The 26,634-nt window shown below is 72.5% G+C and carries 26 protein-coding genes, 1 tRNA gene, 1 pseudogene and 1 riboswitch; of the genes and pseudogenes, 17 read left to right on the forward strand and 11 right to left on the reverse strand.

Translation table 11 applies throughout. The annotated features are described in order from the left end of the window. Positions 1 to 150: 150 nt before the first annotated feature. The gene (locus ABZ318_RS20325) at positions 151 to 1,572 is read left to right on the forward strand and encodes a DUF2079 domain-containing protein (RefSeq protein ID WP_356903893.1); all 1,422 of its coding nucleotides are present in this window, start codon (positions 151 to 153) and stop codon (positions 1,570 to 1,572) included. Positions 1,573 to 1,637: 65 nt separating this feature from the next. On the opposite strand, the gene ABZ318_RS20330 is transcribed toward ABZ318_RS20325, so the two are convergent. After that, positions 1,638 to 2,213, reverse strand: a complete 576-nt coding sequence (locus ABZ318_RS20330; RefSeq protein WP_356903856.1) for a hypothetical protein — start codon at positions 2,211 to 2,213, stop codon at positions 1,638 to 1,640. Between the two features lie 250 nt (positions 2,214 to 2,463). Between ABZ318_RS20330 and ABZ318_RS20335 the strand changes: the two genes are divergently transcribed. The 6 genes from ABZ318_RS20335 (at position 2,464) to ABZ318_RS20360 (ending at position 8,559) form a co-directional block, all read left to right on the forward strand. After that, positions 2,464 to 3,324, forward strand: coding sequence for a bifunctional methylenetetrahydrofolate dehydrogenase/methenyltetrahydrofolate cyclohydrolase (locus ABZ318_RS20335; RefSeq protein WP_356903857.1), 861 nt, complete (start codon positions 2,464 to 2,466; stop codon positions 3,322 to 3,324). A 1-nt stretch (position 3,325) separates the two neighbouring features. Continuing rightward, entirely contained in the window at positions 3,326 to 3,844 is a 519-nt protein-coding gene (locus ABZ318_RS20340) for a DUF3017 domain-containing protein (RefSeq protein ID WP_356903858.1), read from the forward strand. Between the two features lie 339 nt (positions 3,845 to 4,183). Further along, positions 4,184 to 5,173 carry a malate dehydrogenase gene (locus tag ABZ318_RS20345; protein ID WP_356903859.1) on the forward strand — a complete coding sequence of 330 codons (990 nt, stop codon included), beginning with the start codon at positions 4,184 to 4,186 and terminating at the stop codon, positions 5,171 to 5,173. Positions 5,174 to 5,359: 186 nt separating this feature from the next. Continuing rightward, a complete protein-coding gene (locus tag ABZ318_RS20350) occupies positions 5,360 to 7,081 on the forward strand; it encodes a hypothetical protein (RefSeq protein WP_356903860.1) in 1,722 nt (573 codons plus the stop codon). Further along, the gene (locus ABZ318_RS20355; protein WP_356903861.1) at positions 7,074 to 7,439 is read left to right on the forward strand and encodes a hypothetical protein; all 366 of its coding nucleotides are present in this window, start codon (positions 7,074 to 7,076) and stop codon (positions 7,437 to 7,439) included. Before ABZ318_RS20350 ends, ABZ318_RS20355 begins: the two co-directional genes overlap by 8 nt. A gap of 400 nt (positions 7,440 to 7,839) precedes the next feature. After that, on the forward strand, positions 7,840 to 8,559 hold the full coding sequence (locus tag ABZ318_RS20360; RefSeq protein WP_356903862.1) for a hypothetical protein: 720 nt from the start codon (positions 7,840 to 7,842) through the stop codon (positions 8,557 to 8,559). Here ABZ318_RS20360 and ABZ318_RS20365 read toward each other — a convergent pair. Both ABZ318_RS20365 and ABZ318_RS20370 read right to left on the reverse strand, forming a co-directional pair. Next, positions 8,553 to 9,260 carry an isocitrate lyase/phosphoenolpyruvate mutase family protein gene (locus ABZ318_RS20365; RefSeq protein WP_356903894.1) on the reverse strand — a complete coding sequence of 236 codons (708 nt, stop codon included), beginning with the start codon at positions 9,258 to 9,260 and terminating at the stop codon, positions 8,553 to 8,555. The two genes, ABZ318_RS20360 and ABZ318_RS20365, sit on opposite strands and share 7 nt — an antisense overlap. 128 nt (positions 9,261 to 9,388) lie before the next feature. Beyond that, complete coding sequence (locus ABZ318_RS20370) at positions 9,389 to 9,895, reverse strand: carboxymuconolactone decarboxylase family protein (protein ID WP_356903863.1); 507 nt, start codon at positions 9,893 to 9,895, stop codon at positions 9,389 to 9,391. Positions 9,896 to 9,942: 47 nt separating this feature from the next. Here ABZ318_RS20370 and ABZ318_RS20375 point away from each other — a divergent pair, with 47 nt between their 5' ends. Beyond that, on the forward strand, positions 9,943 to 11,361 hold the full coding sequence (locus tag ABZ318_RS20375) for a PLP-dependent aminotransferase family protein (protein WP_356903864.1): 1,419 nt from the start codon (positions 9,943 to 9,945) through the stop codon (positions 11,359 to 11,361). Positions 11,362 to 11,385: 24 nt separating this feature from the next. Here the strand turns inward: ABZ318_RS20375 and ABZ318_RS20380 are convergent, their stop codons facing one another. Continuing rightward, a complete protein-coding gene (locus ABZ318_RS20380) occupies positions 11,386 to 12,222 on the reverse strand; it encodes a hypothetical protein (RefSeq protein ID WP_356903895.1) in 837 nt (278 codons plus the stop codon). 109 nt (positions 12,223 to 12,331) lie between these two features. On the opposite strand from ABZ318_RS20380, the gene ABZ318_RS20385 reads away from it, so the two are divergent. Continuing rightward, positions 12,332 to 12,622 (forward strand): hypothetical protein, encoded by a 291-nt coding sequence (locus tag ABZ318_RS20385; RefSeq protein ID WP_356903865.1) that lies wholly within the window; start codon positions 12,332 to 12,334, stop codon positions 12,620 to 12,622. A 15-nt stretch (positions 12,623 to 12,637) separates the two neighbouring features. Further along, a complete protein-coding gene (locus tag ABZ318_RS20390; protein ID WP_356903866.1) occupies positions 12,638 to 13,822 on the forward strand; it encodes a glutathionylspermidine synthase family protein in 1,185 nt (394 codons plus the stop codon). Positions 13,823 to 13,880: 58 nt separating this feature from the next. On the opposite strand, the gene rocD is transcribed toward ABZ318_RS20390, so the two are convergent. Then, positions 13,881 to 15,086 carry an ornithine--oxo-acid transaminase gene (gene rocD, locus ABZ318_RS20395; protein ID WP_356903867.1) on the reverse strand — a complete coding sequence of 402 codons (1,206 nt, stop codon included), beginning with the start codon at positions 15,084 to 15,086 and terminating at the stop codon, positions 13,881 to 13,883. A 123-nt stretch (positions 15,087 to 15,209) separates the two neighbouring features. Further along, a riboswitch (ZMP/ZTP riboswitch) is annotated at positions 15,210 to 15,301 on the forward strand. Positions 15,302 to 15,365: 64 nt separating this feature from the next. On the opposite strand from rocD, the gene glyA reads away from it, so the two are divergent. The 3 genes from glyA (at position 15,366) to ABZ318_RS20410 (ending at position 18,456) form a co-directional block, all read left to right on the forward strand. After that, positions 15,366 to 16,634, forward strand: a complete 1,269-nt coding sequence (glyA, locus tag ABZ318_RS20400; RefSeq protein WP_356903868.1) for a serine hydroxymethyltransferase — start codon at positions 15,366 to 15,368, stop codon at positions 16,632 to 16,634. Between the two features lie 126 nt (positions 16,635 to 16,760). Next, complete coding sequence (gene trpS / locus ABZ318_RS20405) at positions 16,761 to 17,774, forward strand: tryptophan--tRNA ligase (RefSeq protein ID WP_356903869.1); 1,014 nt, start codon at positions 16,761 to 16,763, stop codon at positions 17,772 to 17,774. A 91-nt stretch (positions 17,775 to 17,865) separates the two neighbouring features. After that, complete coding sequence (locus ABZ318_RS20410; RefSeq protein ID WP_356903870.1) at positions 17,866 to 18,456, forward strand: 2'-5' RNA ligase family protein; 591 nt, start codon at positions 17,866 to 17,868, stop codon at positions 18,454 to 18,456. 61 nt (positions 18,457 to 18,517) lie between these two features. On the opposite strand, the gene ABZ318_RS20415 is transcribed toward ABZ318_RS20410, so the two are convergent. After that, positions 18,518 to 19,273, reverse strand: coding sequence for a decaprenylphospho-beta-D-erythro-pentofuranosid-2-ulose 2-reductase (locus ABZ318_RS20415; protein ID WP_356903871.1), 756 nt, complete (start codon positions 19,271 to 19,273; stop codon positions 18,518 to 18,520). 34 nt (positions 19,274 to 19,307) lie between these two features. Continuing rightward, entirely contained in the window at positions 19,308 to 20,684 is a 1,377-nt protein-coding gene (locus ABZ318_RS20420) for an FAD-binding oxidoreductase (RefSeq protein WP_356903872.1), read from the reverse strand. 230 nt (positions 20,685 to 20,914) lie between these two features. On the opposite strand from ABZ318_RS20420, the gene ABZ318_RS20425 reads away from it, so the two are divergent. After that, entirely contained in the window at positions 20,915 to 21,883 is a 969-nt protein-coding gene (locus ABZ318_RS20425) for a YihY/virulence factor BrkB family protein (RefSeq protein ID WP_356903873.1), read from the forward strand. On the opposite strand, the pseudogene ABZ318_RS20430 reads toward ABZ318_RS20425, so the two are convergent. Then, a pseudogene (locus ABZ318_RS20430) lies at positions 21,852 to 23,081 on the reverse strand (D-alanyl-D-alanine carboxypeptidase); the annotation flags it as partial. The gene ABZ318_RS20425 and the pseudogene ABZ318_RS20430 sit on opposite strands and share 32 nt — an antisense overlap. Before the next feature lie 289 nt (positions 23,082 to 23,370). On the opposite strand from ABZ318_RS20430, the gene ABZ318_RS20435 reads away from it, so the two are divergent. After that, on the forward strand, positions 23,371 to 25,062 hold the full coding sequence (locus ABZ318_RS20435) for a recombinase family protein (RefSeq protein ID WP_356903896.1): 1,692 nt from the start codon (positions 23,371 to 23,373) through the stop codon (positions 25,060 to 25,062). A 258-nt stretch (positions 25,063 to 25,320) separates the two neighbouring features. On the opposite strand, the gene ABZ318_RS20440 is transcribed toward ABZ318_RS20435, so the two are convergent. Next, positions 25,321 to 25,497: a DUF1918 domain-containing protein gene (locus ABZ318_RS20440; RefSeq protein WP_356903874.1), complete on the reverse strand. Its 177-nt coding sequence runs from the start codon at positions 25,495 to 25,497 to the stop codon at positions 25,321 to 25,323. 122 nt (positions 25,498 to 25,619) lie between these two features. Further along, positions 25,620 to 25,838, reverse strand: coding sequence for a hypothetical protein (locus ABZ318_RS20445; protein WP_356903875.1), 219 nt, complete (start codon positions 25,836 to 25,838; stop codon positions 25,620 to 25,622). A gap of 42 nt (positions 25,839 to 25,880) precedes the next feature. Here ABZ318_RS20445 and ABZ318_RS20450 point away from each other — a divergent pair. Continuing rightward, positions 25,881 to 25,954 (forward strand) — tRNA-Leu (locus tag ABZ318_RS20450). 140 nt (positions 25,955 to 26,094) lie between these two features. Here the strand turns inward: ABZ318_RS20450 and ABZ318_RS20455 are convergent. Then, positions 26,095 to 26,334: an SCO4848 family membrane protein gene (locus tag ABZ318_RS20455; protein ID WP_030687556.1), complete on the reverse strand. Its 240-nt coding sequence runs from the start codon at positions 26,332 to 26,334 to the stop codon at positions 26,095 to 26,097. Here ABZ318_RS20455 and ABZ318_RS20460 point away from each other — a divergent pair. After that, on the forward strand, positions 26,333 to 26,617 hold the full coding sequence (locus ABZ318_RS20460; protein WP_356903876.1) for a hypothetical protein: 285 nt from the start codon (positions 26,333 to 26,335) through the stop codon (positions 26,615 to 26,617). The genes ABZ318_RS20455 and ABZ318_RS20460 overlap by 2 nt on opposite strands. Positions 26,618 to 26,634 lie beyond the last annotated feature (17 nt).

Genomic DNA, 26,634 nt, shown 5'->3' on the forward strand with positions numbered 1-26,634 from the left:
AGACGGTGGCGGAGCGGACGGCGGCGCAGGCCTCCGCCATGGAGCACTACCGCGCCGACGCCACCGCCGGGGAACTGACCGCGGCGGCGCTCGCGTAATGGGTTGCTCTTTTGTCGGCCGCCGGTAGTGGGGGACGTGGTGTTGGACGTACTGAACAGGCCCCCGGCGGACACCACCGACACGGAGCCGTCCGAGGGCCTCGCCCCGGCCCCGCTCCGCCCGTACCTGATCCTCGCGGGCGTCCTCTGCGGCCTGTACTTCCTGTACTCCTGGGTGCAGTACGCGCACTTCCGCACGCCCTCGTGGGACCTCGGGATCTTCGGGCAGTCCGTCCGGGCGTACGCCGAGTTCCGCGCCCCCGTCGTCGACATCAAGGGCCCCGGCTTCCAGATACTCGGCGACCACTTCAGCCCCGTCACCGCCCTGCTCGCCCCGCTCTACTGGATCTGGCCCTCGCCCGCAGCACTGCTCCTCGGTCAGGCCGCGCTCTTCGCCGCCTCCGCCGTCGTCGTCGGCCGCACCACGCAGCAGGTCCTCGGCAGCCGGGCCGCCGGCATCGGCCTGACCGTCGCCTACGGCCTCTCCTGGGGGCTCCAGGAGGCCGTCAAGTCCGACTTCCACGAGATCGCCTTCGCCGTCCCGCTGCTCGCCCTGGCCTGCCGGGCCCTGCTCCTCGGGCGCTGGACCGCGGCCGCCGCCTGGTCCGTCCCGCTCGTCCTCGTCAAGGAGGACATGGGCCTCACCGTCGCCATGGTCGGCGCGGTCCTCTTCCTGAAGGGGCGCAGGCGGCTCGGCGCCGCCCTGGCCGGCTTCGGCGTGGCGGCCTTCGCGCTGACGGTCCTCGTCCTGATCCCGGCGGCGAGCCGGCTCGGCCAGTACGACTACTGGGCCAAGATCGAGAAGACCGGCCAGGGCGCCGACACCTCCTTCGGGCAGGTCATCGGCGACGCCCTCGTCTCGGGCGAGCGGTGGGAGATGGTGTTCTACCTGCTCGCGATCACCGGCTTCCTCGCCCTGCGCTCCCCGCTGGTCCTGCTCGTCCTGCCGACCCTGGGCTGGCGCTTCCTCTCCCAGGACGCCAACCACTGGGGCATGCACTGGCACTACAGCGCGGTCCTCATGCCCGTCGTCTTCCTGGCCCTCGTGGACGGCGTCCGCTCGGTCCGCACCTCGCCGCGCCCCTGGCTCGTCTCGTACGGCAAGGTCGTCGTCCCGGTCGCGACGGCGGTCGCGCTCGTCCTCGCCGCGAACCTGCCGCTGCGGGAGCTGATGAAGTCGGAGACGTACCGGACGGACACCCGGACCCTGGAGGCGCGGGCGGCGGTCGACGCCGTGCCGGAGGGGGCGAGCGTCGAGGCGGACGTCTCGCTCCTCGCGCACCTCACGGCGGACCACCGGGTCTACTGGGTGGGCACGTCGAAGGGCGCCACCCCGGACTATCTCGCCTTCGACCTGCGGGGCTGGGGGCAGCAGGTGTCGGATCCGGCGCAACTGGCTTCGCAACTGCACCCGGAGGCGCGGTACGAGATCACCTACCGCTCGGACGGCTTCGCGGTCCTGAAGCGGGTGTGAGGCCCACATGACGAGGAGGGCCCCGTTCCTCGGAACGGGGCCCTCCTCGTCGTCGTGCCGTGTGCTCAGTACCGCGGGCGGTTGAACCAGGCCGACGCCTGCGAGTTGACCATCGAGGCCAGGATGACGCCGCTGATGGCGAGGCTGATGACACCGCCGAAGATGCCGTTGGGCTCACCCTGGGCGAAGTTGGCGAGCGAGCCGATGATCATCAGCGAGGCGTAGATGATCGTGATGACGCGGATCGCGGTGCCGCCCTTGGCGAACTTCACGCCGAGGAAGATCGCGAGGAAGGCGAAGACCGCCAGCAGGATGACGAGGGCGAAGCCCAGCCCGGCCAGTCCGGCCGCGGCGTCCGAGTCGTCGATCGTGCTGGAGGCCGCGGCGATCCCGATGGCCGCGATGATCGCCACGATGGTCTGCAGGCCGCCGATGACGAACAGCAGCACGCGGGCGGCCTTCATCAGACCGGGCATCGTGGCCGGGGCCTGCGGGTAGCCGCCGCCGTACGGCGGGGCCGCCGGGTAGCCGTAGCCCTGCTGCGGCACGCCCTGCGGGGCCTGCTGCGGGTAGCCGTAGCCCGGCTGCTGTCCCTGTCCCTGCGGCTGGCCGTAGGGGTTGTTCGGATCGCCGAAGCTCATCGCGGGATTCCTCCGTGAATTTCTCTGTGCGGGGACGACGCGGCCCGCGCGGAGGACTTTCACGGCATTTGAGCGGATTTCCCCCCGGCACTTTCCGCGGTACTACGCGGCTCATCGTCGTCGCAACGCCGACCGCTTGTCCAGTCGGTACGGCGCGGAGTTGTGCAGATGCAACTCACCGTTCCGCATCGCCGGCCTCTCCTCGCGGGCGAATTGGAACAAGGCGGGGGTCATCCGGGAGGATGTCTCCATGAGCGCCCAGATTCTCGATGGCAAGGCCACCGCAGCCGCGATCAAGTCCGATCTGACCGTCCGTGTGGCGGCCCTCAAGGAGAAGGGCATCACGCCCGGCCTCGGCACGGTCCTGGTCGGCGACGACCCGGCCAGCCAGAAGTACGTCGCCGGAAAGCACCGCGACTGCGCGGAGGTCGGCCTCGCCTCCATCCAGCGCACCCTGCCGGGCACCGCCACCCAGGAGGAGATCGAGGCGGTCGTACGGGAGCTCAACGAGGACCCGGCCTGCACCGGCTACATCGTCCAGCTGCCGCTGCCCAAGGGCATCGACGAGAACCGCATCCTGGAGCTGATGGACCCGGCCAAGGACGCCGACGGTCTGCACCCGATGAACCTCGGCCGGCTGGTCCTCAACGAGCCCGCGCCGCTGCCCTGCACCCCGTACGGCATCATCCAGCTGCTCCGCAAGCACGGCGTCGAGATCAAGGGCGCCGAGGTCGTGGTCGTCGGCCGCGGCGTCACCATCGGGCGCCCGATGCCGCTGCTGCTCACCCGCCGCTCCGAGAACGCGACCGTGACCCAGTGCCACACCGGCACCCGGGACCTCGCGGCCCACCTGCGGGGCGCCGACATCATCGTCGCGGCGGCCGGCGTGCCGCACCTGATCAAGCCCGAGGACGTGAAGCCCGGCGCGGCCGTCCTCGACGTCGGCGTCTCCCGCAACGACGAGGGCAAGATCGTCGGCGACGTCCACCCCGGCGTCGCCGAGGTGGCCGGCTGGATCTCCCCGAACCCCGGCGGCGTGGGCCCGATGACCCGCGCGCAGCTCCTCGTCAACGTCGTCGAGGCCGCCGAGCGCGCGGCCGCGGCGCTCTGAGGTGACCTCCGGGACCCCGGGGACGCCCGGCAACCCGGACGGCACGGACGCCGTGGAAGGCGCGGACGCCGTCGACGGCACGGACACCGTGGTCGGTACGGACGGCGCGGCGGAGGACGGGGTGAAGCGCGGCCCGAGGCAGCAGCTCACCACCGACACCGCGCGCCCCGAGGGCGGCGGCCGGGCGGCCCCCGGCGACGCGCCGGCGCCCGCGCGCCAGTGGCCGCTGCTCACCGTCCTCGTGCTTGCGGGACTCGGCCTGCTCGTGGTGGGCACGGACCCGTTCCCGCAGTCCTTCCGGATCGGGGCGATCCTGGTCGGCGCGGCGCTCCTCACGGGCGCGGCGTTGCGGCGGGCGCTGCCGTCCGTCGGCATGCTGGCCGTCCGCTCCCGCTTCACGGACATGATCACGTACGGGGTGATGGGCAGTCTGATCGTGCTGCTCGCGCTCATGGTGCAGCCGGGACCGTGGCTGCGGATCCCGTTCCTGGAGGACGTGCTCCACCTGACGGTGACGTAGCCGTCCGGCGCGTGAGGCACGGCGCCCGCCCTCTCCCCCGTGGGAGGGCGGGCGCCGTCACGATCAAGGGTCATGTACGCACCAAGACGGTTCAAGCTCCGTCGGGGCGCTGTGGCACGGAAGTGACCATTCCGCTACCTCGGCCCGGCGTCGGGGCGGTTGGCGGTGCCCGGACGGGTGGCAGTGAGCCGGACCACAAGGGGTTGGGGATTCGGGAGGGTCCGGGTCGGATAGCCTGACCGCTGGATATCTCTTCATGTCGAGACACCGATCGATCAAGAGAGCTATCCCGCACCAGGGGCAGGGACCCCCACCGCCAGCTGTCTTACGGAGATCGCCATGACCCGCACTCCCGTGAATGTCACCGTGACCGGCGCGGCCGGCCAGATCGGCTACGCGCTGCTCTTCCGCATCGCCTCCGGCCACCTGCTCGGCGCGGACGTGCCGGTCAAGCTGCGCCTCCTCGAGATCCCCCAGGGCGTGAAGGCCGCCGAGGGCACCGCCATGGAGCTCGACGACTGCGCCTTCCCGCTGCTCAAGGGCATCGACATCTTCGACGACCCGAAGAAGGGCTTCGAGGGCGCCAACATCGGCCTGCTCGTCGGCGCCCGCCCGCGCGGCCCGGGCATGGAGCGCGGCGACCTGCTCGCCGCCAACGGCGGCATCTTCAAGCCGCAGGGCGAGGCCATCGCCGCCCACGCCGCGGACGACATCAAGGTCCTCGTCGTCGGCAACCCGGCCAACACCAACGCCCTGATCGCCCAGTCCGCCGCCAAGGGCGTCCCGGCCGAGCGCTTCACCGCGATGACCCGCCTGGACCACAACCGCGCGCTGACGCAGCTGGCCCAGAAGACCGGCTCCTCGGTCACGGACATCAAGCGCCTCACCATCTGGGGCAACCACTCCGCGACCCAGTACCCGGACATCTTCCACGCGGAGATCGCCGGCAAGAACGCCGCCGAGGCCGTCAACGACGAGGCGTGGCTGGCCGACACCTTCATCCCGACCGTCGCCAAGCGCGGCGCCGCGATCATCGACGCCCGTGGCGCGTCCTCCGCGGCCTCCGCCGCCAACGCCGCCATCGACCACGTGTACACCTGGGTCAACGGCACCGCCGAGGGCGACTGGACCTCCATGGGCGTCCCGTCCGACGGCTCCTACGGCGTCCCGGAGGGCCTCATCTCCTCCTTCCCCGTCACCTGCAAGGACGGCAAGTACGAGATCGTCCAGGGCCTGGAGATCAACGACTTCTCCCGCGCCCGCATCGACGCCTCGGTGAAGGAGCTCTCCGAGGAGCGCGACGCCGTTCGCGAGCTCGGCCTGATCTGAAGCTGAATTCAGCTCCACACTCCCGGCGCCCCCGGACCGTACGACCGACCGTACGGCCCGGGGGCGCCGTTTTCCGGGCCGACACGGAACTCCCGCCTCCCCTATGCTGTCCCCTCGGTTCCCGGCCAACTGGGCCGGAAACATGGACGGTTCCACACCATCGGGGGAGTTTTGTCGCAGTCGTTCGTGCCTCACCAGTCCGGCGGACCCTCGTCCGCCGTCGACCCGCGCCGCTTACCGGCCGCCAGCGAGGCGACCAGGCTGCTCTGCGCCGGTACGTACCTCGACGACGGATTCCGTGACGCGGTCATCGACCAGCTGTACGTCCACGAGGAGCGCTTCGCCGCCCCCTCCCTCGGCTACGACGCGAGCCGCGTCCTCGCCCACGCGCTGCGCGCCCGCCGCGTCGAACTCGCCTGGGCCGCCGGCATCCTCGCCCTCTGGATCGTCGCGATCCCCCTCACCAAGGGCCTGATCGCGCTCCTCATCACACCCTTCCTGGTGCTCGGCATCGCCCGCTGGGTGCGCGGCCGGTCCGCCACCGCCCCCGTCTACCGGATCGTCTCCGCCTTCCTGCTGCGCTGGTACGGCCGGCTCATGTTCCTCCAGTCCGCGCTGCTCCTCTTCCTCCTCGCGTTCGGCGACGACGAGTCCGGGTGGGAGTTCCTCGGCGAAACCGGCGAGGCCGGGGAGTTCGTCGGCCTCGCGGTCGAACTCGCCGCCCAGGAGATGTGGGACATCGGCCCGCTGGAGGTGTGGATCACCATCGCCGTGCCGCTCCTCGTGGCCTGGGCGGTGGCCACCCAGCGCGGCCAGTTCGCCCGCGCGCTCACCGAGGAGCTGTCCCGCGAGCGCTTCGCCGACCAGCGATCCGACCCGGCCGAGCTCGCCGAGGGCACCCGCTTCCGCCGGCTGCGCGACCGGATCCGGGTCGAACAGCACGCCCGGCTGATCATGTACGACGCCGACGTCCCGTTCTGCGGCGCCGGCTCCCCGTACGAGCCCTGGTCGCTCTCCGTCGAGCTGCGCCCCCGCAAGAACCTCGACGGCAAGGCGCCCGAACCGCTCGACAACAGCGCCGTCCTGCGGCACGTCGTCCCCCTCCTGGAGGCGCTCCGCGTGCCCTCCCTCCACGGCTCGCCGCAGCTCCAGGCGGCCGTACGGGACCGGCTGCGCGAGCTGGAGATCGACGAGGTCGTCTTCCTGCCCGTCGACGGGCTGCCGGCCCGCGCGGCCGCCCCGTACACCCCCGAGGGCTTCGAGGCGCACCGCTCGCGCGCCATCGAGGAGGGCGGCGAGACCCGCCGCCACTTCCTCCGCATCCGGGTCGGCGGCTGGGGCGAGGAGATCGTCACCACGGTCTTCGTCCGCGTCCACACCCAGGGCGGCATGCTGATGCTGGAGGTCGCCCCGCACGTCCTGCGGCCGGTGAAGCCGCTCTACCGGTACGCCGACCGGATCGCCCACCGCTACCGGCACAACCACCACTTCGGCAAGGCCGTCTGGGCGCTCGGGCAGACCCCGCGCTCGGCCGGACAGGCCGTGGCCACGATCTGGCGAGCGCTCGCCCAGCTGTGGCGGGTGCTCACCGCCGGCCACGCGAGCGCGCTGCCCGAGGGGCCGTGGATCTCGGTCCGCGAGCTCGGCTCCGACGACGATGCCTCCCTCTTCCAGGAGATGGACGTCAGCCGCTACCTGAAGAGCGTGCAGGACCGCGTCGCGAACGGCGTGACGCTCGCGCTCCGCGAAGCCGGTTACGAGACCGCCGAGTTCGAGCAGAAGATCGTCCACGTGGCCGAGGGCGGCACGTTCATCGAGAACACCAAGGGGAACGTCACCGTCGGGCACCACAACACCGTCACCAGCAAGACCTTCACCACTTCCACGACCGGAGGCGTCCGTGGCTGACCACCCGAACGGCATTCACGTCACCAACACCAGCGGCAACGTCACCATCGGCGACAACAACACCGTCACCAGCACGGTGAACGGCACGCCGCCCGCCCGCGACCCCCGGCAGGAGGAGCTCCTCCAGGCCATCCGCCGGCTCCGCGCCGACCTGGAGGGCGTCGTCCCCTCCGAGCAGACGACCGCGCTCGACACCGAACTCTCCGACGCCGAGGACGAGATCGAGGGCACCGGACGCGCGGGCACCGGACGGCTCGCCGCCCTGCGCCGCGCCCTCACGGACGCGGGCGCGGTGGCCGGGATCCTCGCCTCGGGCGTGGCCGTGGGACAGGCCGTCGGCGCCCTGCTCGGAGGATGAGATGAGCGGTCACGGGGGCGTTCCGGCGGGCGGGGCCCGCTGGAACGACGAGACGCAGAGCTGGGAGAGCGCGGAGAGCGGGGCGCCGGAGACCACCCCCGCCCCCACACGAACCGAAGACCCGACCGGGCCCGTGGTTCCGGAGGGGGCTGGGGCGGTCGGGCCTGTGGTCCCGGAGGGGGCTGGGTTCGCGGGGCCTGTAGTCCCGGAGGGCGTCGGGCCCGTCGGGCCCGTGGCCCCCGTCGGGCCTTCGGCTCCGCAGGTCGTCGGGCCCGCCGGGCCCGCCGGGCCCGTCGCTCCGCCGCCGCCCCCTCCTCCGGAGTACGCGCCGGACCACGGCCCGGGGTACATGCCAGGTCATCTCCCGGGTCCCCCGGGATACGCCCCCGACGCCGGTGGCTTGCAGTACCCCGCGCCGCCCGTCCCGGCGCCCCGGGCCCGTTCGCGGGTCGTCCCCGTCCTGGCGGCCGGGGTGGCGGCGGCCGTCCTCGCGGCGGGTGCCGTGAGCGCCTGGATGGTCTGGGGCCGGAGCGAGAAGGGGGCGGGCCCGGTGGCCGGTCCCCCGGCCTCCGTCCCGGCCACGGCGGAGACGGAGGGCCCGGCGTCCGGGGCTCCGTCGGGGACCCCCTCGGAGTCCCCGTCCGTCACGTCCACGCCCCCGGACGACGTGCCCCCGCCCGGCTACCGCGCCCAGGAGGACCTCAAGGGCTTCACGATCGCCGTCCCCGAGGGCTGGAACCGCACCGAGTCCGAGCAGGGCGTGTTCTACAACGCGCCGGACGGGCGGAGCCTGATCCAGGTCTTCGTCATCCAGGAGGCGGGCATGACGCCGTACGAGGCGCTGCGCGGCGCCTCCGAGGACGGCCGGACCAACAAGCCCGGCTACACCGAGATCAGCCTCGGACGGGTCGCGGGCGAGCCCGACGCGCCCGCCGACTCCGCCGAGCTGGTGTACGCGTACGACCGTGAGGGCGGCCGCCGCAAGGTCGTCGACCGCGCCTTCACCGCCGAGGACGGCAACCAGTACGCGATCCTGGCCGCCGGCCCGGACGCCGACTGGCCGCAGCAGCGCGAACGGCTCCGCGTGGCCCTGGACTTCTTCCGTCCCGGCGCCTACTGAGCCCGGCCCCGCACCTCGGCCGCCAGCTCCGCGAGCCCGCGCAGGGACCGCAGCAGCAGGCCGGGGCCGAAGGTGACGCGGGTCGCGCCCAGGCGGCCGAGCTCGGCGAAGGACGGGCCGTCCGGCAGGGACAGGGCGTTGACCGGCAGGTCGCCGAGGGCCGCCCGCAGGCCCGGCAGGTCGGCGGGCGGGGCCTCGATCGGGTACACGCAGTCCGCGCCCGCCGCCGCGTAGAGGCGGGCGCGGACGAGCGCCTCCCCGGCCGGGTCGGCGACGCCCTCGCGGAGGTACGCGTCGACGCGCGCGTTCACGAAGAGGCCGGGCCCGGCCGCCGCCCGTACCTCCGCCAGCCACTCCGCGTGCGCCTCGGGGTCCTTGAGGACGCCGGCGTCGCTGTCCTCCAGGTTCACGCCGACTGCGCCGGTCTCCCGCACCCGCTCGACGAGTTCGGCGGCGGACAGCCCGTAGCCGCCCTCCAGGTCCGCCGTGACGGGGACGGACACGGCCCGGACGATGCGCGCCACGGCGGCGAACATCTCGTCGGCGGGCGTCGCCCCGTCCTCGTGGCCGAGGGACGCGGCGACGGCGGCGCTCGGGATGGCGAGGGCGGGGAAGCCGGCGGCCTCGAAGGTGCGGGCGCTCGCCGCGTCCCACGGGCCGGGCAGCACGAGCGGGTCGCCGGCCGCACGGTCGTGGTGCAGGGCGCGGAGGACCTCGGCGTTCTTCGAAGCATCCGCCTTCGGAGCGTCCGTCTTCGGAGCGTCCGTCTTCGGAGCGTCCGCCTTCGAAGCGGACGCCGATGTGGCCTCCGAGGCGTTCACCGGGGCGTTCACGACGCGGACTTCGGGGTGTAGTGGCCCGGCGTCATGCGCGTCGTGACGCCGATCCGGTTCCAGGCGTTGATCGTGACGATCGCGGCGATAACCTGGGCGAGTTCGGTCTCGTCGAAGTGCGCGGCGGCCCGTGCGTACACCTCGTCGGGCACGAAGCCGTCGGTGAGGACGGTGACGGCCTCGGTCAGGGCGAGCGCGGCGAGTTCACGCTCGGTGTAGAAGTGTCGGGACTCCTCCCAGGCGGCGAGCTGCACGATCCGCTCGACGCTCTCGCCCTCGGCCAGCGCGTCCTTGCTGTGCATGTCGATGCAGAACGCGCAGCGGTTGACCTGCGAGGCGCGGAGCTTGATCAGGTGGTACAGGGTCGGGTCGATGTCCTTCGCGGCCGCCGTCTCCAGCCGGATCATCGCCCGGTAGAACTCGGGGAGGTGCTCGGCGAGGGGGAGGCGGGGCGCGTGCTCGTGGGCGTACACGGTCTGCTCGATCGTTTCCGTCGTCGTCATGCCGACCACCGTACGAAGCCGTTGGCGCAGCTGTATGGTCCATTTCCATGGCGAACGACCGGGCCACTTTCGGGTCCGACCTCCACCTGGAACTCCGTGGCACCCGGCTCCGCGCGGGCCTGATGGACGCCCTGCGGGAGGCGGTCCGCAGCGGACGCCTGGAGGCCGGCACCCGACTGCCGTCCTCCCGCTCGCTCGCCGCCGACCTCGGCATGGCCCGCAACACCGTCGCCGACGCCTACGCCGAACTCGTCGCCGAGGGCTGGCTCACCGCCCGGCAGGGCTCCGGGACCCGCGTCGCCCGCCGTGCCGCGCCCCGCCCCCCGGAGCCGCCGGCCCCGCCGTCGCCGCCGTCCGGCACCGGCCGCGGCCGGACCGCCGCACTCGTGCACAACCTGCAGTCCGGCACCCCCGACCTCGCCTCCTTCCCGCGCGCCGACTGGCTCAAGGCGTACCGCCGGGCCCTCACCGACGCCCCCAACGAGGCCTTCGGGTACGGCGATCCGCGCGGCCGGCCCGAACTGCGCACCGCGCTCGCCGAGTACCTCGCCCGCGCCCGGGGCGTGCACGCCCGGCCCGAGCGGATCGTGATCTGCGCCGGCTTCGTGCACGGCCTGACGCTGATCGGCGAGGTGCTGCGGGCCCGGGGCGTACGGGACGTGGCCGTCGAGTCGTACGGACTGTGGCTCCACGACGACCTCCTGCGCCGGGCCGGACTCGGCACCCCCGCCCTGGGGTTCGACGAGCGCGGCACGAGGACCGAGGAGCTGGCCGGCCTCGACGGATGCGGGGCCGTCCTCATGACGGCCGCCCACCAGTACCCGCTGGGCGGCGCCCTGCCCCCGGACCGGCGGGCGGCCGTCGTCGACTGGGCGCGCGCCTCCGGCGGCTTCGTCCTGGAGGACGACTACGACGGGGAGTTCCGCTACGACCGGCAGCCGGTCGGCGCCCTCCAGGGCCTCGACCCCGACCGCGTCGTCTACTTCGGCACCGCCAGCAAGTCCCTGGCGCCCGGGCTCCGCCTCGCCTGGATGGTCCTGCCGCGGGAGCTGGCGCGGGAGGTGGCGGCGGCCAAGGGAGCCGTGGACTGGTCGTCGAGCGCGCCGGACCAGCTGGCCTTCGCCGAGTTCCTGCGCTCCGGGGCGTACGACCGGCACGTGCGGGCGATGCGGCTGCGCTACCGGCGCCGCCGCGACCAGCTGGTGGCGGCCGTCGCCGCCCACTCGCCGGAGACCCGGGTCAGCGGGATCGCGGCCGGCCTCCACGCCGTCCTGACCCTCCCGCCCGGCGCCGAGCAGGCCACCCTGCGGGCCGCCGCCTGGCGCGGCCTCGCCGTCCAGGGCGTCAACCGGTTCCGCCGCCCCGCGGTGCCGCCCACCCTCGACGGCCTCGTCGTCGGCTACGCCACACCCCCCGACAGCGGCTGGCAGGGCGCCCTCCGGGCCCTGTGCGGGGTGCTGCCGTAAGAGCCGCTACGACGTGAAGGGCCGCTACGGCGTGGCGGACTCCGGGGCCGAGACCGGTGCCGGGGCCTCGCCGAAACGGGCCAGGGTCAGGGAGCCCGCCACCGCCACGGCGAAACCGGCGATCGCCAGCCAGCCGAGCCCGTCCCGCGTGCGGTCCCCGAGCCAGGCCACCCCGACGATCGCGGGCCCGATCGTCTCGCCGAGCACCGCGCCCGCCGTCGCCGTGGTCACCGAGCCGCGCTGGAGCGCCGAGGTCAGCAGGACGAACGCGGCCCCGCCGCCGACGAGGAGCGCGTACCAGACGGGATCGGCGAAGTCGACGCCGTCGATCAGCCGGACCGCCACCTCCACCACCCCGAAGCCGACACCCGCCCCGAGCCCCAGGACGAGCGCACGGGACCGCACCGGCAGCCGGCCCGCCACCACGCCGACCAGCAGGACCCCGAAGGAGATCCCGAGGAGCACCCAGTCCAGCGTCGCCGAGCCGTCCCGGTGGCCCTCCTTGCCGGAGGCGAGCGCCAGCATCGCGAGCCCCGCGCAGACCACGGCCACGGCCGCCCACTCCACCCGGCTCAGCCGCACCTTCAGCACCCGGGAGGCGATGACCGCCGTGACCGCCAGACTCGCGGCGAGGGCCGCGCCCACCACGTAGATGGGCAGCGTCCGCAGGGCCACGATCTGCAGGACGAAGCCCAGACCGTCCATCCCGAGACCGGCGAGATAGCGCCACTGCCGCAGGGCCCGCCCCATCAGCGCGACATCGACGCCGCCCCCCGTCCCCGGCTCGGCGGCGCGGGCCCCCATCGCCTGGAGCACCGATGCCGCGCCGAAGCAGACGGACGAGGCCAGCGCGCACATCATCCCGAATAGCACGAAACGACTCTAGGGGGTGAGGCCGGAAAACACCGGCCTACACTGTGCGGTCGCGACGGACGTGACGGGTTCGCGACAGCGAAGGGGAGCGACGGACATGCGCAGGCTGAGGTCGAGCACGGTGGTGCTCGGCGGGATGGGTGTGCTCGCGGCGACGATCACCGCGTGCGGTTCGGAGCCGGACCGGAGGTGCGTGGACCCGCTGACCCGGGAGGAACTGCCCAGCTACCGGTGCGAGAGCGGCGGCGGAAGCGACGACGACAGCACCACCCGGGGCGCGTACTACTACGGCGGATCCGTCCGCGACAAGCGCGTCAGCGGCGGCAGCTTCGACAAGACCGCGGTCGACAGCGGCGGCTTCGGCTGCTCAGGCACCGGCGGCGGCTGAGACGGGCACGGCACCGTGGAACGCCACACCATCGAGCCCCGGCCCGACTGGCAGCGGACGGTCGAGGAACAGGGACTCGTCTACCCCCTGACCCGCTACCCGGACGGCTCGCTGCGCCCGTACTGGGACGAGAGCGCGTACTACTCCTTCTCGCTGCCCGAGGTCGAGGCCCTGGAAGAGGTCGTCGAGGAACTGCACGCGCTGTGCCTGACGGCGGCCGCGCACATCGTCGAGCACGACCGCTTCGCCGAGCTCGGGATCACCGATCCGAAGCTGGCCGGGCTGGTCGCCGAGTCCTGGCGGCGGCGGGCCGAACTCCCCTCCCTGTACGGCCGCTTCGACCTGCGCTACGACGGCACGGGACCGGCCAAGATGCTGGAGTACAACGCCGACACCCCCACCTCCCTGGTGGAGGCGGCGAGCCCCCAGTGGTTCTGGATGGAGGAGCGGTTCCCCGGCGCCGACCAGTGGAACTCCCTCCACGAGCGGCTCGTCGACGCCTGGAAGCGCCAGGCCCACCTCCTCCCGCCCGGCCCCGTCCACTTCGCACACTCGGACGGCGACGAACTCGGCGAGGACCTGATGACGGTCGCGTACCTGCGCGAGACCGCCCAACAGGCCGGACTCGACACCGAGGCGCTCTCCGTCGAACGGATCGGCTGGGACCGGCTCTCGCGCCGCTTCGTGGACGACCGGCTCCGCTTCATCCGCAGCTGCTTCAAGCTCTACCCGTGGGAGTGGCTGACCACCGACCGCTTCGGCCCGCACGTCCTCGCCACCCTCGACAACGGCGGCGGCACCGGCACGACCTGCTGGATCGAACCCGCCTGGAAGATGCTGCTCTCCAACAAGGCACTCCTCGCGATCCTGTGGGAGCTGAACCCCGGCCACCCCAACCTCCTGCCCGCCTACCTCGACGGGCCGCGCGAACTCGCCTCCACCACCGGCTGGGTCGCCAAGCCGCTGCTCGGCCGCGAGGGCGCGGGCGTCACCCTGCACGAGGCCGGCACGGCACCCTTCGTACGGGACGGGGAGGCCTGCTGCTACCAGGAGCTGGCCCCCCTGCCGGACTTCGACGGCAACCGGGTGGTGCTGGGGGCGTGGGTCGTGGAGGACGAGGCGGCGGGGCTGGGCATCCGGGAGTCGACGGGCCTCGTCACCGACGAATACGCCCGCTTCCTCCCGCACGTGATCCTGTGACCGCCGCCGCCCCGGTACGGCCGGGGCCGCCGCCCCGGCAGGGGCGCCGTCCCGGGCCTCAGGCCGACAGCACCGACCTCAGCTGCTCCAGCCCCCAGTCCAGGTCCTCCTTCGAGATCACCAGCGGCGGCGCGATCCGGATCGTCGACCCGTGCGTGTCCTTCACCAGGACCCCCCGCTCCATCAGCCTCTCCGAGATCTCCCGCCCCGTGCCCCTGGACGGCACGACGTCCACCCCGGCCCACAGCCCGCGCCCGCGCACCGCCTCCACCGCGCCGCCGCCCACGAGCAGCCCCAGCTCCGCGTGGAGGTGCTCGCCCAGCTCCGCCGCCCGCTCCTGGAACTCGCCCGTCCGCAGCATCGCGATGACCTCCAGGGCCACCGCGCAGGCCAGCGGGTTCCCGCCGAACGTCGAACCGTGCTCGCCGGGCCGGAACACCCCGAGCACGTCGCGGTCGGCCACCACCGCCGACACCGGGACCACCCCGCCGCCCAGCGCCTTCCCCAGGACGTACACGTCCGGCACCACGCCCTCGTGCTCGCACGCGAACGTCCGCCCCGTCCGGCCCAGGCCCGACTGGATCTCGTCCGCCATGAACAGCACGTTCCGCCGGCGCGTCAGCTCCCGCACCCCCGCCAGGTAGCCGGCCGGCGGGACCAGGACCCCCGCCTCGCCCTGGATCGGTTCGAGCAGCACGGCCACCGTGTTCTCGGTGACCGCCGCCTCCATCGCCGTCAGGTCCCCGTACGGCACGATCTCGAACCCCGGTGTGTACGGCCCGTAGTGGTCCCGCGCCTCGTGGTCCGTCGAGAAGCTCACGATCGTCGTCGTCCGGCCGTGGAAGTTGTTCGCCGCCACCACGATCTTCGCGTGCCCGTCCGGCACGCCCTTCACCTCGTACCCCCACTTCCGGGCGGTCTTCACGGCCGTCTCGACCGCCTCCGCCCCGGTGTTCATCGGCAGCACCGCCTCCTTGCCGCACAGCTCCGCGAGCCGCGCGCAGAACTCGGCGAACCGGTCGTGGTGGAAGGCGCGCGAGGTCAGCGTCACCCGCTCCAGCTGCGCCTTCGCCGCGTCGATCAGACGCCGGTTGCCGTGCCCGAAGTTGAGCGCCGAGTACCCGGCGAGCATGTCGAGGTAGCGACGGCCCTCGACGTCGGTCATCCAGGCGCCGTCCGCCGAGGCGACGACGACCGGAAGGGGGTGGTAGTTGTGCGCGCTGTGCGCGTCCGCGGAAGCGATCGCCTCTTCTGTCCTCGACACGGGATCTCCGTTCGTCCTGCGGCTCGGGGAGTGCTCGTCCCCCAGGGGGCTGTGGCCCCCTTCTTATCGTCGCTCGGATGCCGGACAGGGAAACCTCGGCGGCGGCACGCCAGCTACTGTGGAAACACGCACGGCGACTGGCGTACGGGGAAGCGACCCCGGGGGAGCCGCGCGCGCTCCACGAACACGAGGTGCCGCTCGCCTGGGTATCACGGGACCCCCGTCCCGTGCGGCACCCCGCCCCGGGACCGATCCGCCGAACGCCCGGAGGACACCGCCATGACCGCCCCGCAGCAGCACCCCGCGCTCGCCGCCGCCGACCCCGAGCTCGCCGCCCTCGTCGGCGCCGAGGAACGGCTCCAGGCCGAGACCCTGCGCCTCATCCCCAGCGAGAACTACGTCTCCGCCGCCGTGCTCGAAGCCTCCGGCACCGTCCTCCAGAACAAGTACAGCGAGGGCTACCCCGGCCGCCGCTACTACGAGGGCCAGCAGAACATCGACCAGGTCGAGACCCTCGCGATCGAGCGGGCCAAGGCCCTCTTCGGCGTCGACCACGCCAACGTCCAGCCCTACTCCGGCTCCCCGGCCAACCTCGCCGTCTACCTCGCCTTCGCGCGGCCCGGCGACACCGTCATGGGCATGGCCCTGCCCATGGGCGGCCACCTCACCCACGGCTGGGGCGTCTCCGCCACCGGCAGCTGGTTCCGCGGCGTCCAGTACGGCGTCCGCCAAGACACCGGCCTCATCGACTTCGACCAGGTCCGCGACCTCGCCCTCAAGGAGCGCCCGAAGGTCATCTTCTGCGGCGGCACCGCACTGCCCCGCACCATCGACTTCGCCGCCTTCGGCGAGATCGCCCGCGAGTCCGGCGCCGTCCTCGTCGCCGACGTCGCCCACATCGCCGGCCTCATCGCGGGCGGCGCCCACCCGTCCCCGGTCGGCCACGTCGACGTGATCTCCACGACCACCCACAAGACCCTCCGCGGCCCGCGCGGCGCCATGCTGATGTCCACCGAGGAGCACGCCAAGGCCCTCGACAAGGCCGTCTTCCCCGGCCTCCAGGGCGGCCCCCACAACCAGACCACCGCCGCCATCGCCGTCGCCCTCCGCGAGGCCTCCCTGCCCTCCTTCCGCGACTACGCCCACGCCGTCGTCGCCAACGCCAAGGCCCTCGCCGAGGCGCTCCTCGCCCGCGGCTTCGACCTGGTCTCCGGCGGCACCGACAACCACCTGATCCTGATCGACCTCACCCCCAAGCAGGTCCCGGGCAAGATCGCCGCGAAGGCCCTCGACCGGGCCGGGATCGTCGTCAACTACAACACCGTCCCCTACGACCCGCGGAAGCCCTTCGACCCCTCCGGCATCCGCATCGGCACCCCCTCCCTCACCTCCCGGGGCCTTGGGCCGGACCACATGGCGAAGGTCGCCGAGTGGATCGACCGCGCCGTCACCGCCGCCGGCACGGGCGACGAGGACACCCTCCGCACGGTCCGCGCCGAGGTCGCCGACCTCATGGCCGCCCACCCCGCCCCGGGCCTCCCGGTCTGACCGCCCGCCCCGACGGCTCCCGCGCTCCCGGTCCACAGGAGCGCGGGGCCGCCGGGACGCACCGTGTTCCCGGTCTCACGCACCGGCGGGCGGGGATCGCCTCCCGCACCTGAGAGAATGATGTGCATGGCCTCTGACAGTCCCCGCGTGCTCTCCGGAATCCAGCCCACGGCAGGCTCGTTCCACCTCGGCAACTACCTCGGCGCCGTCCGCCAGTGGGTCGCCCTGCAGGAGACCCACGACGCCTTCTACATGGTCGTCGACCTGCACGCCATCACGGTGCCGCAGGACCCGGCCGAGCTGCGGGCGAACACCCGGCTCGCCGCCGCCCAGCTGCTCGCCGCCGGCCTCGACCCGGAGCGCTGCACCCTCTTCGTCCAGAGCCACGTCCCGGAGCACGCGCAGCTCGGCTGGGTCATGAACTGCCTCACCGGTTTCGGCGAGGCCTCCCGCATGACCCAGTTCAAGGACAAGTCCGCCAAGCAGGGCGCCGACCGCGCCACCGTCGGCCTCTTCACGTATCCGATCCTCCAGGTCGCGGACATCCTGCTCTACCAGGCCAACGAGGTCCCGGTCGGCGAGGACCAGCGCCAGCACATCGAGCTGACCCGCGACCTCGCGGAGCGCTTCAACGGCCGCTTCGGCGACACCTTCACGCTCCCCAAGCCGTACATCCTCAAGGAGACGGCGAAGATCTACGACCTCCAGGACCCGGCGGTCAAGATGAGCAAGTCGGCGTCCACGCCGAAGGGCCTCATCAACCTCCTGGACGACCCGAAGACCACCGCCAAGAAGGTCAAGAGCGCCGTCACCGACACCGACACGGTGATCCGCTTCGACCCGGAGAACAAGGCCGGCATCTCCAACCTGCTCACCATCATGTCCACGCTCACCGCCACGTCCGTCGCGGACCTGGAGAAGAGCTACGAGGGCAAGATGTACGGCGCGCTGAAGACGGATCTCGCCGAGGTCATGGTGGACTTCGTCACGCCCTTCCGGGCCCGCACGCAGGAATACCTGGACGACCCGGAGACGCTGGACTCGGTCCTGGCCAAGGGCGCGGAGAAGGCCCGCGCGGTCGCCGCGGAGACGCTGGCGCAGACGTACGAGCGGATGGGCTTCCTGCCCGCCAAGCACTGAGTCCGAGGACCCTGGCCGAAAGGGTGGTGCAGGCCGCACACTGGCGCTGCACCACCCGTACACATCTCGACGGACGACGGAGGAGAACGACGTGGGGACCGTAACGCTCGGCGTTTCGATCGCGGTCCCGGAGCCCTACGGCAGCCTGCTCCAGGAGCGGCGCGCCGGCTTCGGGGACCAGGCCGCGTACGGCATCCCCACGCACGTCACCCTGGTCCCGCCGACCGAGGTCCCCGAGGAGCGGCTGCCGGAGATCGAGGCCCACCTCGCGGGCGTCGCCGCCGAACACCAGCCGTTCCCCGTGCGCCTCAAGGGCACCGGGACCTTCCGCCCGCTCTCCCCGGTCGTCTACGTGAAGGTGGAGGAGGGCGTCGCCCCCTGCCACCGCCTCCAGCACCGGATCCGCGACGAGGCCGGGCCGCTGGTGCGCGAGCTCCAGTTCCCGTACCACCCGCACGTCACCGTGGCGCACGGCATCTCCGAGGAGGGGATGGACCGGGCGTTCGAGGAGCTGGCGGGGTACGAGGCGGCCTGGACCTGCCGCTCCTTCGCGCTGTACGAGCAGGGCCCGGACGGGATCTGGCGGAAGCTGTACGACTACGAGTTCGGCAGCGGCCGCCCGATCGCCGCCGTCCCCGCCCAGGGCGGCAGCCCGGTCGACACCCCGACGCCGACGGCCTGACCCGCCGGGCGGGCCTTCTGACCCGCCGGGCCCGGCCTTCCGGGCGGGCCGGAGCCGTACGTCACACCGGCAGGCGCCGGAACAGCGGCCTCGGCACGTGCCGTACCGCCGCCATCACCATCCGCAGCGAGCCCGGCACCCACACCGTCTCCGATCGCCGCCGCAACCCCAGCTCGATCGCACCCGCGACCGCCTCCGGGGTCGTCGCGAGCGGCGCCTCCGCGAGCCCGGCCGTCGCCTTCGAGCGCACGAACCCGGGCCGTACGACCATGACGTGCACGCCCGTGCCGTGCAGCGCGTCCCCCAGGCCCTGCGCGAAGGCGTCGAGCCCCGCCTTCGACGAGCCGTAGATGAAGTCGGCGCGGCGCGCCCGCTCGCCCGCCACCGACGAGAGCACCACCAGCGAACCGTGCCCCTGCGCCTGGAGCGCGCCCGCGCACACCAGACCGGCCGAGACGGCGCCCGTGTAGTTGGTCTGCGCGACCCGGACGGCGGCGGCCGGGTCCGACTCGTCGCGCGCCTGGTCGCCGAAGACCCCGAAGGCGAGCAGCACCATGTCGACGTCCCCCTCGGCGAAGACCTTCCCGAGCCGCTCCTCGTGCGACGCGGTGTCGAGCGCGTCGAAGGGCACGGTGCACACGTCCGCACCGAGCCCGCGCAGCGAGTCGGCGGCGGCCGTGAGCGCGGGGGAGGGGCGGCCGGCCAGCCGGACCGTGCGGGTGCGGCGTGCGATCAGCCGGCGGGCGGTGGCGAGCCCGATCTCGGAGGTGCCGCCGAGGACGAGCAGCGACTGCGGGGCACCGAAGGCGTCCTTCACGTGAACTCCTTGAGGTCCTGGGGCCCTAGAGGTTCTAGAGGCCGAGACGTCGGGCGAGGTCCGAGGTGAGGACGGACCCCGGGTCGAGCGCCGCGCGCAGCGCCCGGAACTCGTCGAGCCGGGGGTACATCGCGGCCAGGGCCTCCGGCCGGACCCGGGAGTCCTCGGCGAGGTCGACCCGGCCGCCGGCGCCCGCGACCTCCTCGTCGAGCGCGTCGAGGAAGCGCCCGAGCCCGGGCAGGCCGGTGGGGAGGCCGAGGGAGAGGGCCCAGCCGGGGAGGGGGAAGGAGAGCGGGCCGGGGCCGCCCGCGCCGAACCGTTTCAGGACGGCGGGGAAGGAGGGGAGGCCCCGGTCCGCGATCCGCCGCACGATCCGCCGGAGGGCGTCCTCCTGCCCGTACGGGACGACGAACCGGTACCGGACGAAGCCCTCGGGCCCGTGGATCCGGTTCCGGTGGGGGATGCGGTCGAGGGGGTGGAAGAAGGCCGGCAGCGGCTGGAGACGGCCGGTGGCGGCGCGGGGAGCCCCGCGGTACCAGAGCTCGTTGAGGAGCCCGACGGACGTGCGGCCGAGCGGTCCGCCGGGGACGTACGGCGGCGGCGCGGGCAGCCGCCCCGGCCGGAAGTCCAACGGCGCGCGGCGGGCCCGGTGGCGGCGGGGCAGCGCGTCGTACGGCACGTGGTCGCCGCGGGTCAGGACGGCGCGGCCGGTGGCGGCGCCCCGGGCGAGCAGGTCGATCCGGGCGGCGGAGTAGCGGTGCCGCGGGCCGCCGTCGGCGAGTCGGGCCATCAGCGCGTCGAGGTCGGGGACGCGCTCGGTGTCCACGCGCATCAGGGAGGTCTCGACGGGCAGCAGCCGCAGGGTGGCCGAGAGGATCACGCCGGTCAGGCCCAGGCCGCCGGTGGTGGCGTCGAAGAGCGGGGTCCCCGGCGGCACGGTGCGGATCCGTCCGTCGGCGGTGAGGAGTTCGAGCGCGGTCACGTGCCGGCCGAAGGAACCCGAGTCGGGGTGGTTCCCGCCGTGGACGTCGGCGCCGATCGCACCGCCGACGGTCATGTACCGGGTGTCGGGGGCGACGGGGAGGAACCAGCCGAACGGCAGCAGCGCCTCCATCAGCCGGTGCAGGGTGACGCCCGCCTCGCAGGCGACGAGACCGGCGGTGGTGTCGACGGCCAGGATGCGGTCGAAGCCGGTCATGTCGAGGACGGTGCCGCCGGCGTTCTGCGCGGCGTCGCCGCACGCCCGGCCCAGGCCGCGGGCGACGACGCCCCGGCGGCCGGGGGCGAGGACGGCCTCGACGGCCTCGGCGTGCCCGCGGGGCCGGTGCACGCGCGCGAGGGTGGGGGCGGTGCGGCCCCAGCCGCTGATCGCTTCGCAGTCCTCGTCCGGGACGCGGGTCTCGACAGCCATGGAGGTGACCGTATAGCCGGATATGGCGCTTATGCCGGTATTGCTGAGCGGCTCGTCGGAACGGATGCCCGAAGGAACGCAAGGAACACCGGGAAGGAACCCTCACGGCCCGGCACCGGCCGCTCCGTACGGGATGTCGGTCGCGGGCCCCCGAGCCCCGACGGGGGATTCTCGTACCTGAGTGACCGAGTGACCCGAGTGATCGACGGCGCGAGGAGCAGACGTACGACATGGACTGGCTGACCGGACTCCCCGTCATCGGCCCGTGGATCGCCCGCCTCATGCGGACCCACGGCTGGCACGCGTACGAGACCCTCGACGCGGCGCACTGGACGCGGCTGGCCGCCGCGATCACCTTCGTCTCCTTCATCGCCCTCTTCCCGCTGATCACGGTCGCCGCCGCGATCGGCGCCGCACTCCTCACCGACGACCAGCTCGACACCATCGAGAAGAAGATCGGCGACCAGGTGCCCGGCATCTCCGACCAGCTCGACATCGGCGGACTCGTCGCCAACGCCGGCACCATCGGGATCGTCGCCGGCGCCGTCCTGCTCGTCACCGGCATCAGCTGGATCGGCTCCATGCGGGAGTGCCTGCGCGCGGTCTGGGGACTCGACGGCGTCGAGGGCAACCCGATCCTGCTCAAGGGCAAGGACGCGCTGATCCTCCTCGGCCTCGGCGGCGTCGCGCTCGGCTCCCTCGCCGCGTCCTGGCTCGGCTCCACCGCCGTCGGCTGGAGCGCCGACCGGCTCGGCATCTCGGGCGGGGGAGCGGGCGGCATCCTGCTCCAGGTGGCCGCCGTCCTCGTCGCCGTCGTCGCCGACTTCCTGATCCTGCTGTACGTGCTGACGCTGCTGCCGGGCGTGGAACCGGGCCGCCGGGACCTCGTGACGGCGGCACTGGTGGGCGCGGTCGGCTTCGAGCTGCTGAAGCTGCTGCTCGGCGGCTACATGAAGGGGGTCGCGGCGAAGTCGATGTACGGGGCGTTCGGCGTCCCGGTCGCCCTGCTCCTCTGGATCAACTTCACCGCGAAACTGCTGCTGTTCTGCGCGGCCTGGACGGCTACGGAGTCGCGTCGGCAGAGCCCTCCCGATCCGGAGCCGGGGTCTGCTCCGGGGACTTCTCCAGGGGCTCCTCGGGGGACGGGGAACGGCGCCGACGGGTCGCCGCCGCCCCGGCCAGCGGCCAGCGGCGGTTGACCAGGAAGGCGGCCGCGGCCAGGAGGGCGAGGACGCCCCCCGCCACGGCCAGCGCGATCCCCACCCCGTCGGCCCACCCGGCGGGAGCGGCCGCGTGGACCGGCTTCTGCAGGGCGTCCTTCCCGGGCGCCGGAGCCGTGACGTCCTTCGGCGCGGGGGACGCCGTGCGCGCCGAGAGCGGCGGCACCAGTTCGCCCACCGGCGTCACCTTCCCGGAGGCGGCGAAGCCCCAGTCGAGCAGCCGGGCGGCCTCCCGGTAGACCGCGTGCTGCTCCTCCGAGGAGGGGTTCATGACGGTGACGAGCAGGACCCTGCCGTTGCGCTCGGCGATCCCGGTGAAGGTGGCGCCCGCGTGCGTGGTGTTGCCGTTCTTGACCCCGGCGAGGCCCTGGTACGGGGCGACGCCGATGTCTCCGGTGAGGAGCCGGTTGGTGTTCTGGATCTCGAAGGTCTCGCGCTTCTTGCCCGGCTTGGCCTCGCCGGGGAAGGCGGCGCGGGCCGTGGCGGCGTACGCGCGGAAGTCCTGGTTCTGCATCCCGTGGCGGGCGATGAGCGTCAGGTCGTACGCGGAGGAGACCTGGCGCGGGGCGTCGTAGCCGTCCGGGGTGACCACGAAGGTGTCGAGGGCCTGGAGTTCGGCCGCCTGCTCGTTCATTTCCGTCACGGTCCGCTGGAGACCGCCGTTCATGCTGGTCAGCACGTGCACGGCGTCGTTGCCGGAGCGGAGGAACACCCCGAGCCACAGGTCGCGGACGCTGTAGGTCTGCTTCTCCTTGATGCCGACCAGGCTGGAGCCGTCCCCTATCCCGGCCAGGTCCGCGGTGGTGACCAGGTGGTTCTGCGTCTTGTTGCCGAACTTCGGCAGCAGGGTGTCCGCGAAGAGCATCTTGAGCGTGGAGGCCGGGGCGAGCCGCCAGTGCGCGTTGTGCGCGGCGAGGATCTGCCCGCTCTCCGCGTCCGCGACGATCCAGGAGCGGCCGGACAGCTCCTTCGGCAGCACCGGAGCACCGGGACCGAGCCGCACCTGCGTCCCCGGCTTGCCGAGCAGGGCGCCGCCGACCTTGGACATCACGGCCGGAGGCTTGGGCTGCTTGTCCTTCTCGTCCTTTCCGTCCGCGTGTGCCGCGGGCGCGGCGGTGACGAGAGGCAGGAGCACAGCAGCGGCGACCGCCCAAGCGGTCTTCTTCGAAGCAGACACGGTCGAGAACGTACAGGTACGCGCAACCGATCCGAACCCCGGCAGGCGGTTCGCCCGCCCTCCTCCACCCGGAAGCGGGGGCCGGGAGGCCGATGGTGGTACCGGGGCCATGAAGCTCAGCCGCCGCGTCTCCTGGTTCCTGCTCGCGTTCGGGGTGTGGTTCTGGTTCATCTGGCACGCTTTTCACATGTAGTTAACCTGTAGAGCTTCAACGACAGAGAAGATCAGGTGAGAGACCTTGACCCCCCTCGTTTCGCCCGTGGGAGCCGGGCAACCGGACACGGTGCGGGTGGCCGTCTACGCCCGGCAGTCCAAGGCGCGCCCGGACTCGTCCGAAGCGTCGCCGGAAGCGCAGGTGGCAGCCGGCGAGGCGTTGGCGGTGAGCCGGGGGTGGGAGGTCGTTCACACCTTCAAGGACGTCGGTCGGTCCGGTTGGGATCCCCACGCCATCCGCCCGGGGTTCGAAGACCTCATGTCCGCTGTCCGCGCGGGCGAGGTCGACGTGGTGGTGGTCAACGAACTGTCCCGGTTGACCCGCAAGGGCGCACACGATGCCCTGGAGATCGACAAGGAGTTCAAGAAGTACGGAGTCCGCTTCGTCTCCGTACTGGAGCCGTTCCTCGACACCTCGAATCCGGTCGGCGTCGCGATCTTCGCTCTGATCAACACTCTTGCGAAGCAGGACAGCGACACCAAGGCGGAGCGCCTGCGCGGAGCCAAGGACGAGATCAGGGCGGTCGGCGGCCGGCACTCCAGCTCGGCCCCGTACGGCATGAGGGCGGTGCGGGAGAAGATCGGCAACCTCGTGGTGTCCGTCCTTGAGCCGGACGAGGACAACCCGGAGCATGTCGCGATCGTGGAGCGCATGGTGGAGATGTCCTTCGACGGCGTCTCGGACAACAGGATCGCGACGACGCTGGACTCAGAAGGAGTCCCGGCCCCCGGCGAGGCGGAGCGGCGCGCCACCGAGAAGCGGATGCGGTCCATCAAGAAGCGTCGCGTGTCGACGGAGGACAGCCCGATCCGCTGGCGTGCCCAGACAGTGCGGTGGATCCTCTCCCACCCGGCCATCGGAGGCTTCGCCGGCGAACGAGTGAAGCGGGGCAAGGCATACGTGAACGTGATCGCCCGGGATGAGGGCGGGTCGCCCCTGACTCCCCACCGGGGTGTCATCGCGGGAGCCGAGTGGCTGGAGCTCCAGGAACAGCGAAGCAAGCGCAACAAGACCAATAGGCGGCCCGGCGGAGAGGCCGCACCCACACTCCTGAGCGGGTGGCGCTTCACCACCTGTGGAATCTGCACGGGGTCCATGGGACAGACCAAGAACAACGGCGGGCAGGACTACTACATGTGCGCCAATCCCAAGGGCCACGGCGGCTTGAGCATCAAGCGCAAAGACGCCGACGACTACGTGGCCCGGCGCGTCTGGGCACGTCTTGCCGCCGCGGACGTCGACGACCACGAGGACAGGGAATGGCTGGCGGAGGCGGCACTCCGATTCGCGCTTCAGCGCGAACTGTCCGGAGTCCGGGAGGAGCGGCGCGAGACGGCGGCGCACCTTGAGCACGTCCGGAACTCCGTCGCCGAACTCCAGGCCGACCGCAAGGCGGGGCTCTACCGGGGGCGGGACGAGCTGGCCATGTGGCGCGCGACGATGACGCAGTACCGGACTTTCGAGGACCGGTGCACGGTCAGGTTGGAAGAACTGGACGAGCAGACCACGGCAGCGGTTCAGGTTCCCCCGGACTGGTTCGAACCGGGCGAGGACCCCTTGGGCGCCGGCTCCCCTTGGGCGGCGTGGGACGTGTTCAAGCGACGCGAGTTCCTGGACCTCTTCCTCTCCGGCGTCTCCATCGGCCCCGGCCGGGACCCGGAGTCCCGCAAGTACATCGCGATCGAGGAACGCGTGACGCTCCACTGGCGGCACCTCGAGACGGATGAGGACCACGAGGACGACGAAGAGACGCCGGCCGCTCTCTGAACACCACGGTGAGGGCGGGACTACCGCGCACCCACCCCAAGGGGGATCTCGGCGGACCGAGTGCCCGACCCTCACACCAGCTCTGCCCGTGCACCACGCCCCCGCGTCACCGGGGTGGCCGCAGGGGGCGTGTGGCAGAGCGTGGGGGACTGCACCGCCCATGAGCAACGGCTCGTCCGCGAGTCGCCGAAAGGGGTTGTAAGCGCGTGCAGTCCCCACCGTGTCCGGCCCGGCCCCGCCGGCGAGGCCGACAGCGCGCTAAGCGCCAGGGGTGACCTGCGTGTCCGGGCCGGGGTAGACGAGCTGTTCCCGTCCATCGGGGAAGCGCACGAGGTAGGGAGGGGACCCGTCCGTTCCTCGCACCTCCACTACCTCTGCGCTCTGCTCACGACCGTGTACGGCCATGATGATCCGGTCTCCGACGTTCGCTTGCACAGTTCTCGCCTTTCGCTGCTGCTTGGCTGTCGGCGAACTGCGTACCCGAGGCAGCGGCGACCATCCGCAATGTCACCCGCAGGGAGTACGGCGAGGACGGCCACGCCAGTTCGCTGCTCTGGCTACGGGGTGTCGAGCACGTTGCCGTTGGAACAGTTGTCGTTGTGGTCCCCGACATAGCCCGTGGTGTCCGCGAGTACGGGTACGACGGCGGCCTCCAGGGTGCACACGGCGCCGGCGGAGCCGAAGGGACTGGCGACATTCGCGTCGTCGTCGGCGTGGGCAGGGGCCGCGAGGGCAACGCCCGCGACGACAAGAGCAGCAGTAACGATCTTCTTCATGCCCTGATGAACGACTTCCACGAATCCGAGACACGACCACCGGCCCGCCTGGCCCAGAGGCAAGAGGCGTCGCGCTTAGACCGCGAAGGTTCCCGGTTCGAGTCCGGGGGCGGGCACGCAGAGAACGTCTGCCGGGGGCTGTGGTGGTTGCGCGACGCCGCCACTCGTCAGCCGGTCCGGCGGCGCGAGCACTGAGCGGGACGACTCCCCGGAAGCCCTGCCCGTGCGCTTCCCTCGTAGCGCACGGGCGGGACTTCTACTTGCCCGCGTTCGCTCGCACGCCCCTCAGTCCGATCACGCCGACGGCCGTCCCTAGGATGAACGACGTGACAGCGAGGGCGAGGTGGACCCAGAAGTACGCCGTCGGGTTTCCCGCGTCGTCGAAAGCGAGACCGCTCCCGTCCTTCCAGAGGTTCTTCGCGAAGGTCACCCAGATCACCCAAGACCAGACGCCGAACGCGAGCAGGAACCAGGAGACGCGGCGGCTGAGCTTCATGGGGTGCCCTTCGGAGTGGGGTGGCCGTGCCCTGCCAGTATCGAACGGGCCTGCCGCGATCTTGCGGCTGGGTCTCTGTACGCTAGTGGTGAGCTGCTTGTGGATCACCTTCGTCAAGAACCTCTGGAACGACGGGAGCGGCCCCGCCTTCGACGACGCGGGCGACCCGACGGCCTACTTCTGGGTCCATCTGCTGCTTGCCGTCACGTCCTCTGTCCCGGGGACGACGATCGGCGTGATCGGGTTGCGCGGGGTGCGCGCCGCGCGCCGCGCGGACGCCTAGAAGAGGGGTTCCGGGGG

Origin of the sequence: Streptomyces sp. NPDC006197, assembly GCF_040613865.1 — a bacterium.
In the GTDB taxonomy this organism is placed as follows: Bacteria; Actinomycetota; Actinomycetes; order Streptomycetales; family Streptomycetaceae; genus Streptomyces.

Excerpts from the sequence above, each read along its gene's own strand:
- ABZ318_RS20425 (WP_356903873.1), top strand. The coding sequence starts at position 20,915 with ATGGACTGGCTGACCGGACTCCCCGTCATCGGCCCGTGGATCGCCCGC.
- ABZ318_RS20335 (WP_356903857.1), top strand. The coding sequence starts at position 2,464 with ATGAGCGCCCAGATTCTCGATGGCAAGGCCACCGCAGCCGCGATCAAG.
- ABZ318_RS20370 (WP_356903863.1), bottom strand. The coding sequence starts at position 9,895 with ATGACGACGACGGAAACGATCGAGCAGACCGTGTACGCCCACGAGCAC.
- ABZ318_RS20420 (WP_356903872.1), bottom strand. The coding sequence starts at position 20,684 with ATGGCTGTCGAGACCCGCGTCCCGGACGAGGACTGCGAAGCGATCAGC.
- ABZ318_RS20460 (WP_356903876.1), top strand. The coding sequence starts at position 26,333 with ATGGGGTGCCCTTCGGAGTGGGGTGGCCGTGCCCTGCCAGTATCGAAC.
- trpS (WP_356903869.1), top strand. The coding sequence starts at position 16,761 with ATGGCCTCTGACAGTCCCCGCGTGCTCTCCGGAATCCAGCCCACGGCA.
- ABZ318_RS20385 (WP_356903865.1), top strand. The coding sequence starts at position 12,332 with ATGCGCAGGCTGAGGTCGAGCACGGTGGTGCTCGGCGGGATGGGTGTG.
- glyA (WP_356903868.1), top strand. The coding sequence starts at position 15,366 with ATGACCGCCCCGCAGCAGCACCCCGCGCTCGCCGCCGCCGACCCCGAG.
- ABZ318_RS20380 (WP_356903895.1), bottom strand. The coding sequence starts at position 12,222 with ATGATGTGCGCGCTGGCCTCGTCCGTCTGCTTCGGCGCGGCATCGGTG.
- ABZ318_RS20375 (WP_356903864.1), top strand. The coding sequence starts at position 9,943 with ATGGCGAACGACCGGGCCACTTTCGGGTCCGACCTCCACCTGGAACTC.
- ABZ318_RS20330 (WP_356903856.1), bottom strand. The coding sequence starts at position 2,213 with ATGAGCTTCGGCGATCCGAACAACCCCTACGGCCAGCCGCAGGGACAG.
- ABZ318_RS20445 (WP_356903875.1), bottom strand. The coding sequence starts at position 25,838 with ATGAAGAAGATCGTTACTGCTGCTCTTGTCGTCGCGGGCGTTGCCCTC.
- ABZ318_RS20455 (WP_030687556.1), bottom strand. The coding sequence starts at position 26,334 with ATGAAGCTCAGCCGCCGCGTCTCCTGGTTCCTGCTCGCGTTCGGCGTC.
- ABZ318_RS20345 (WP_356903859.1), top strand. The coding sequence starts at position 4,184 with ATGACCCGCACTCCCGTGAATGTCACCGTGACCGGCGCGGCCGGCCAG.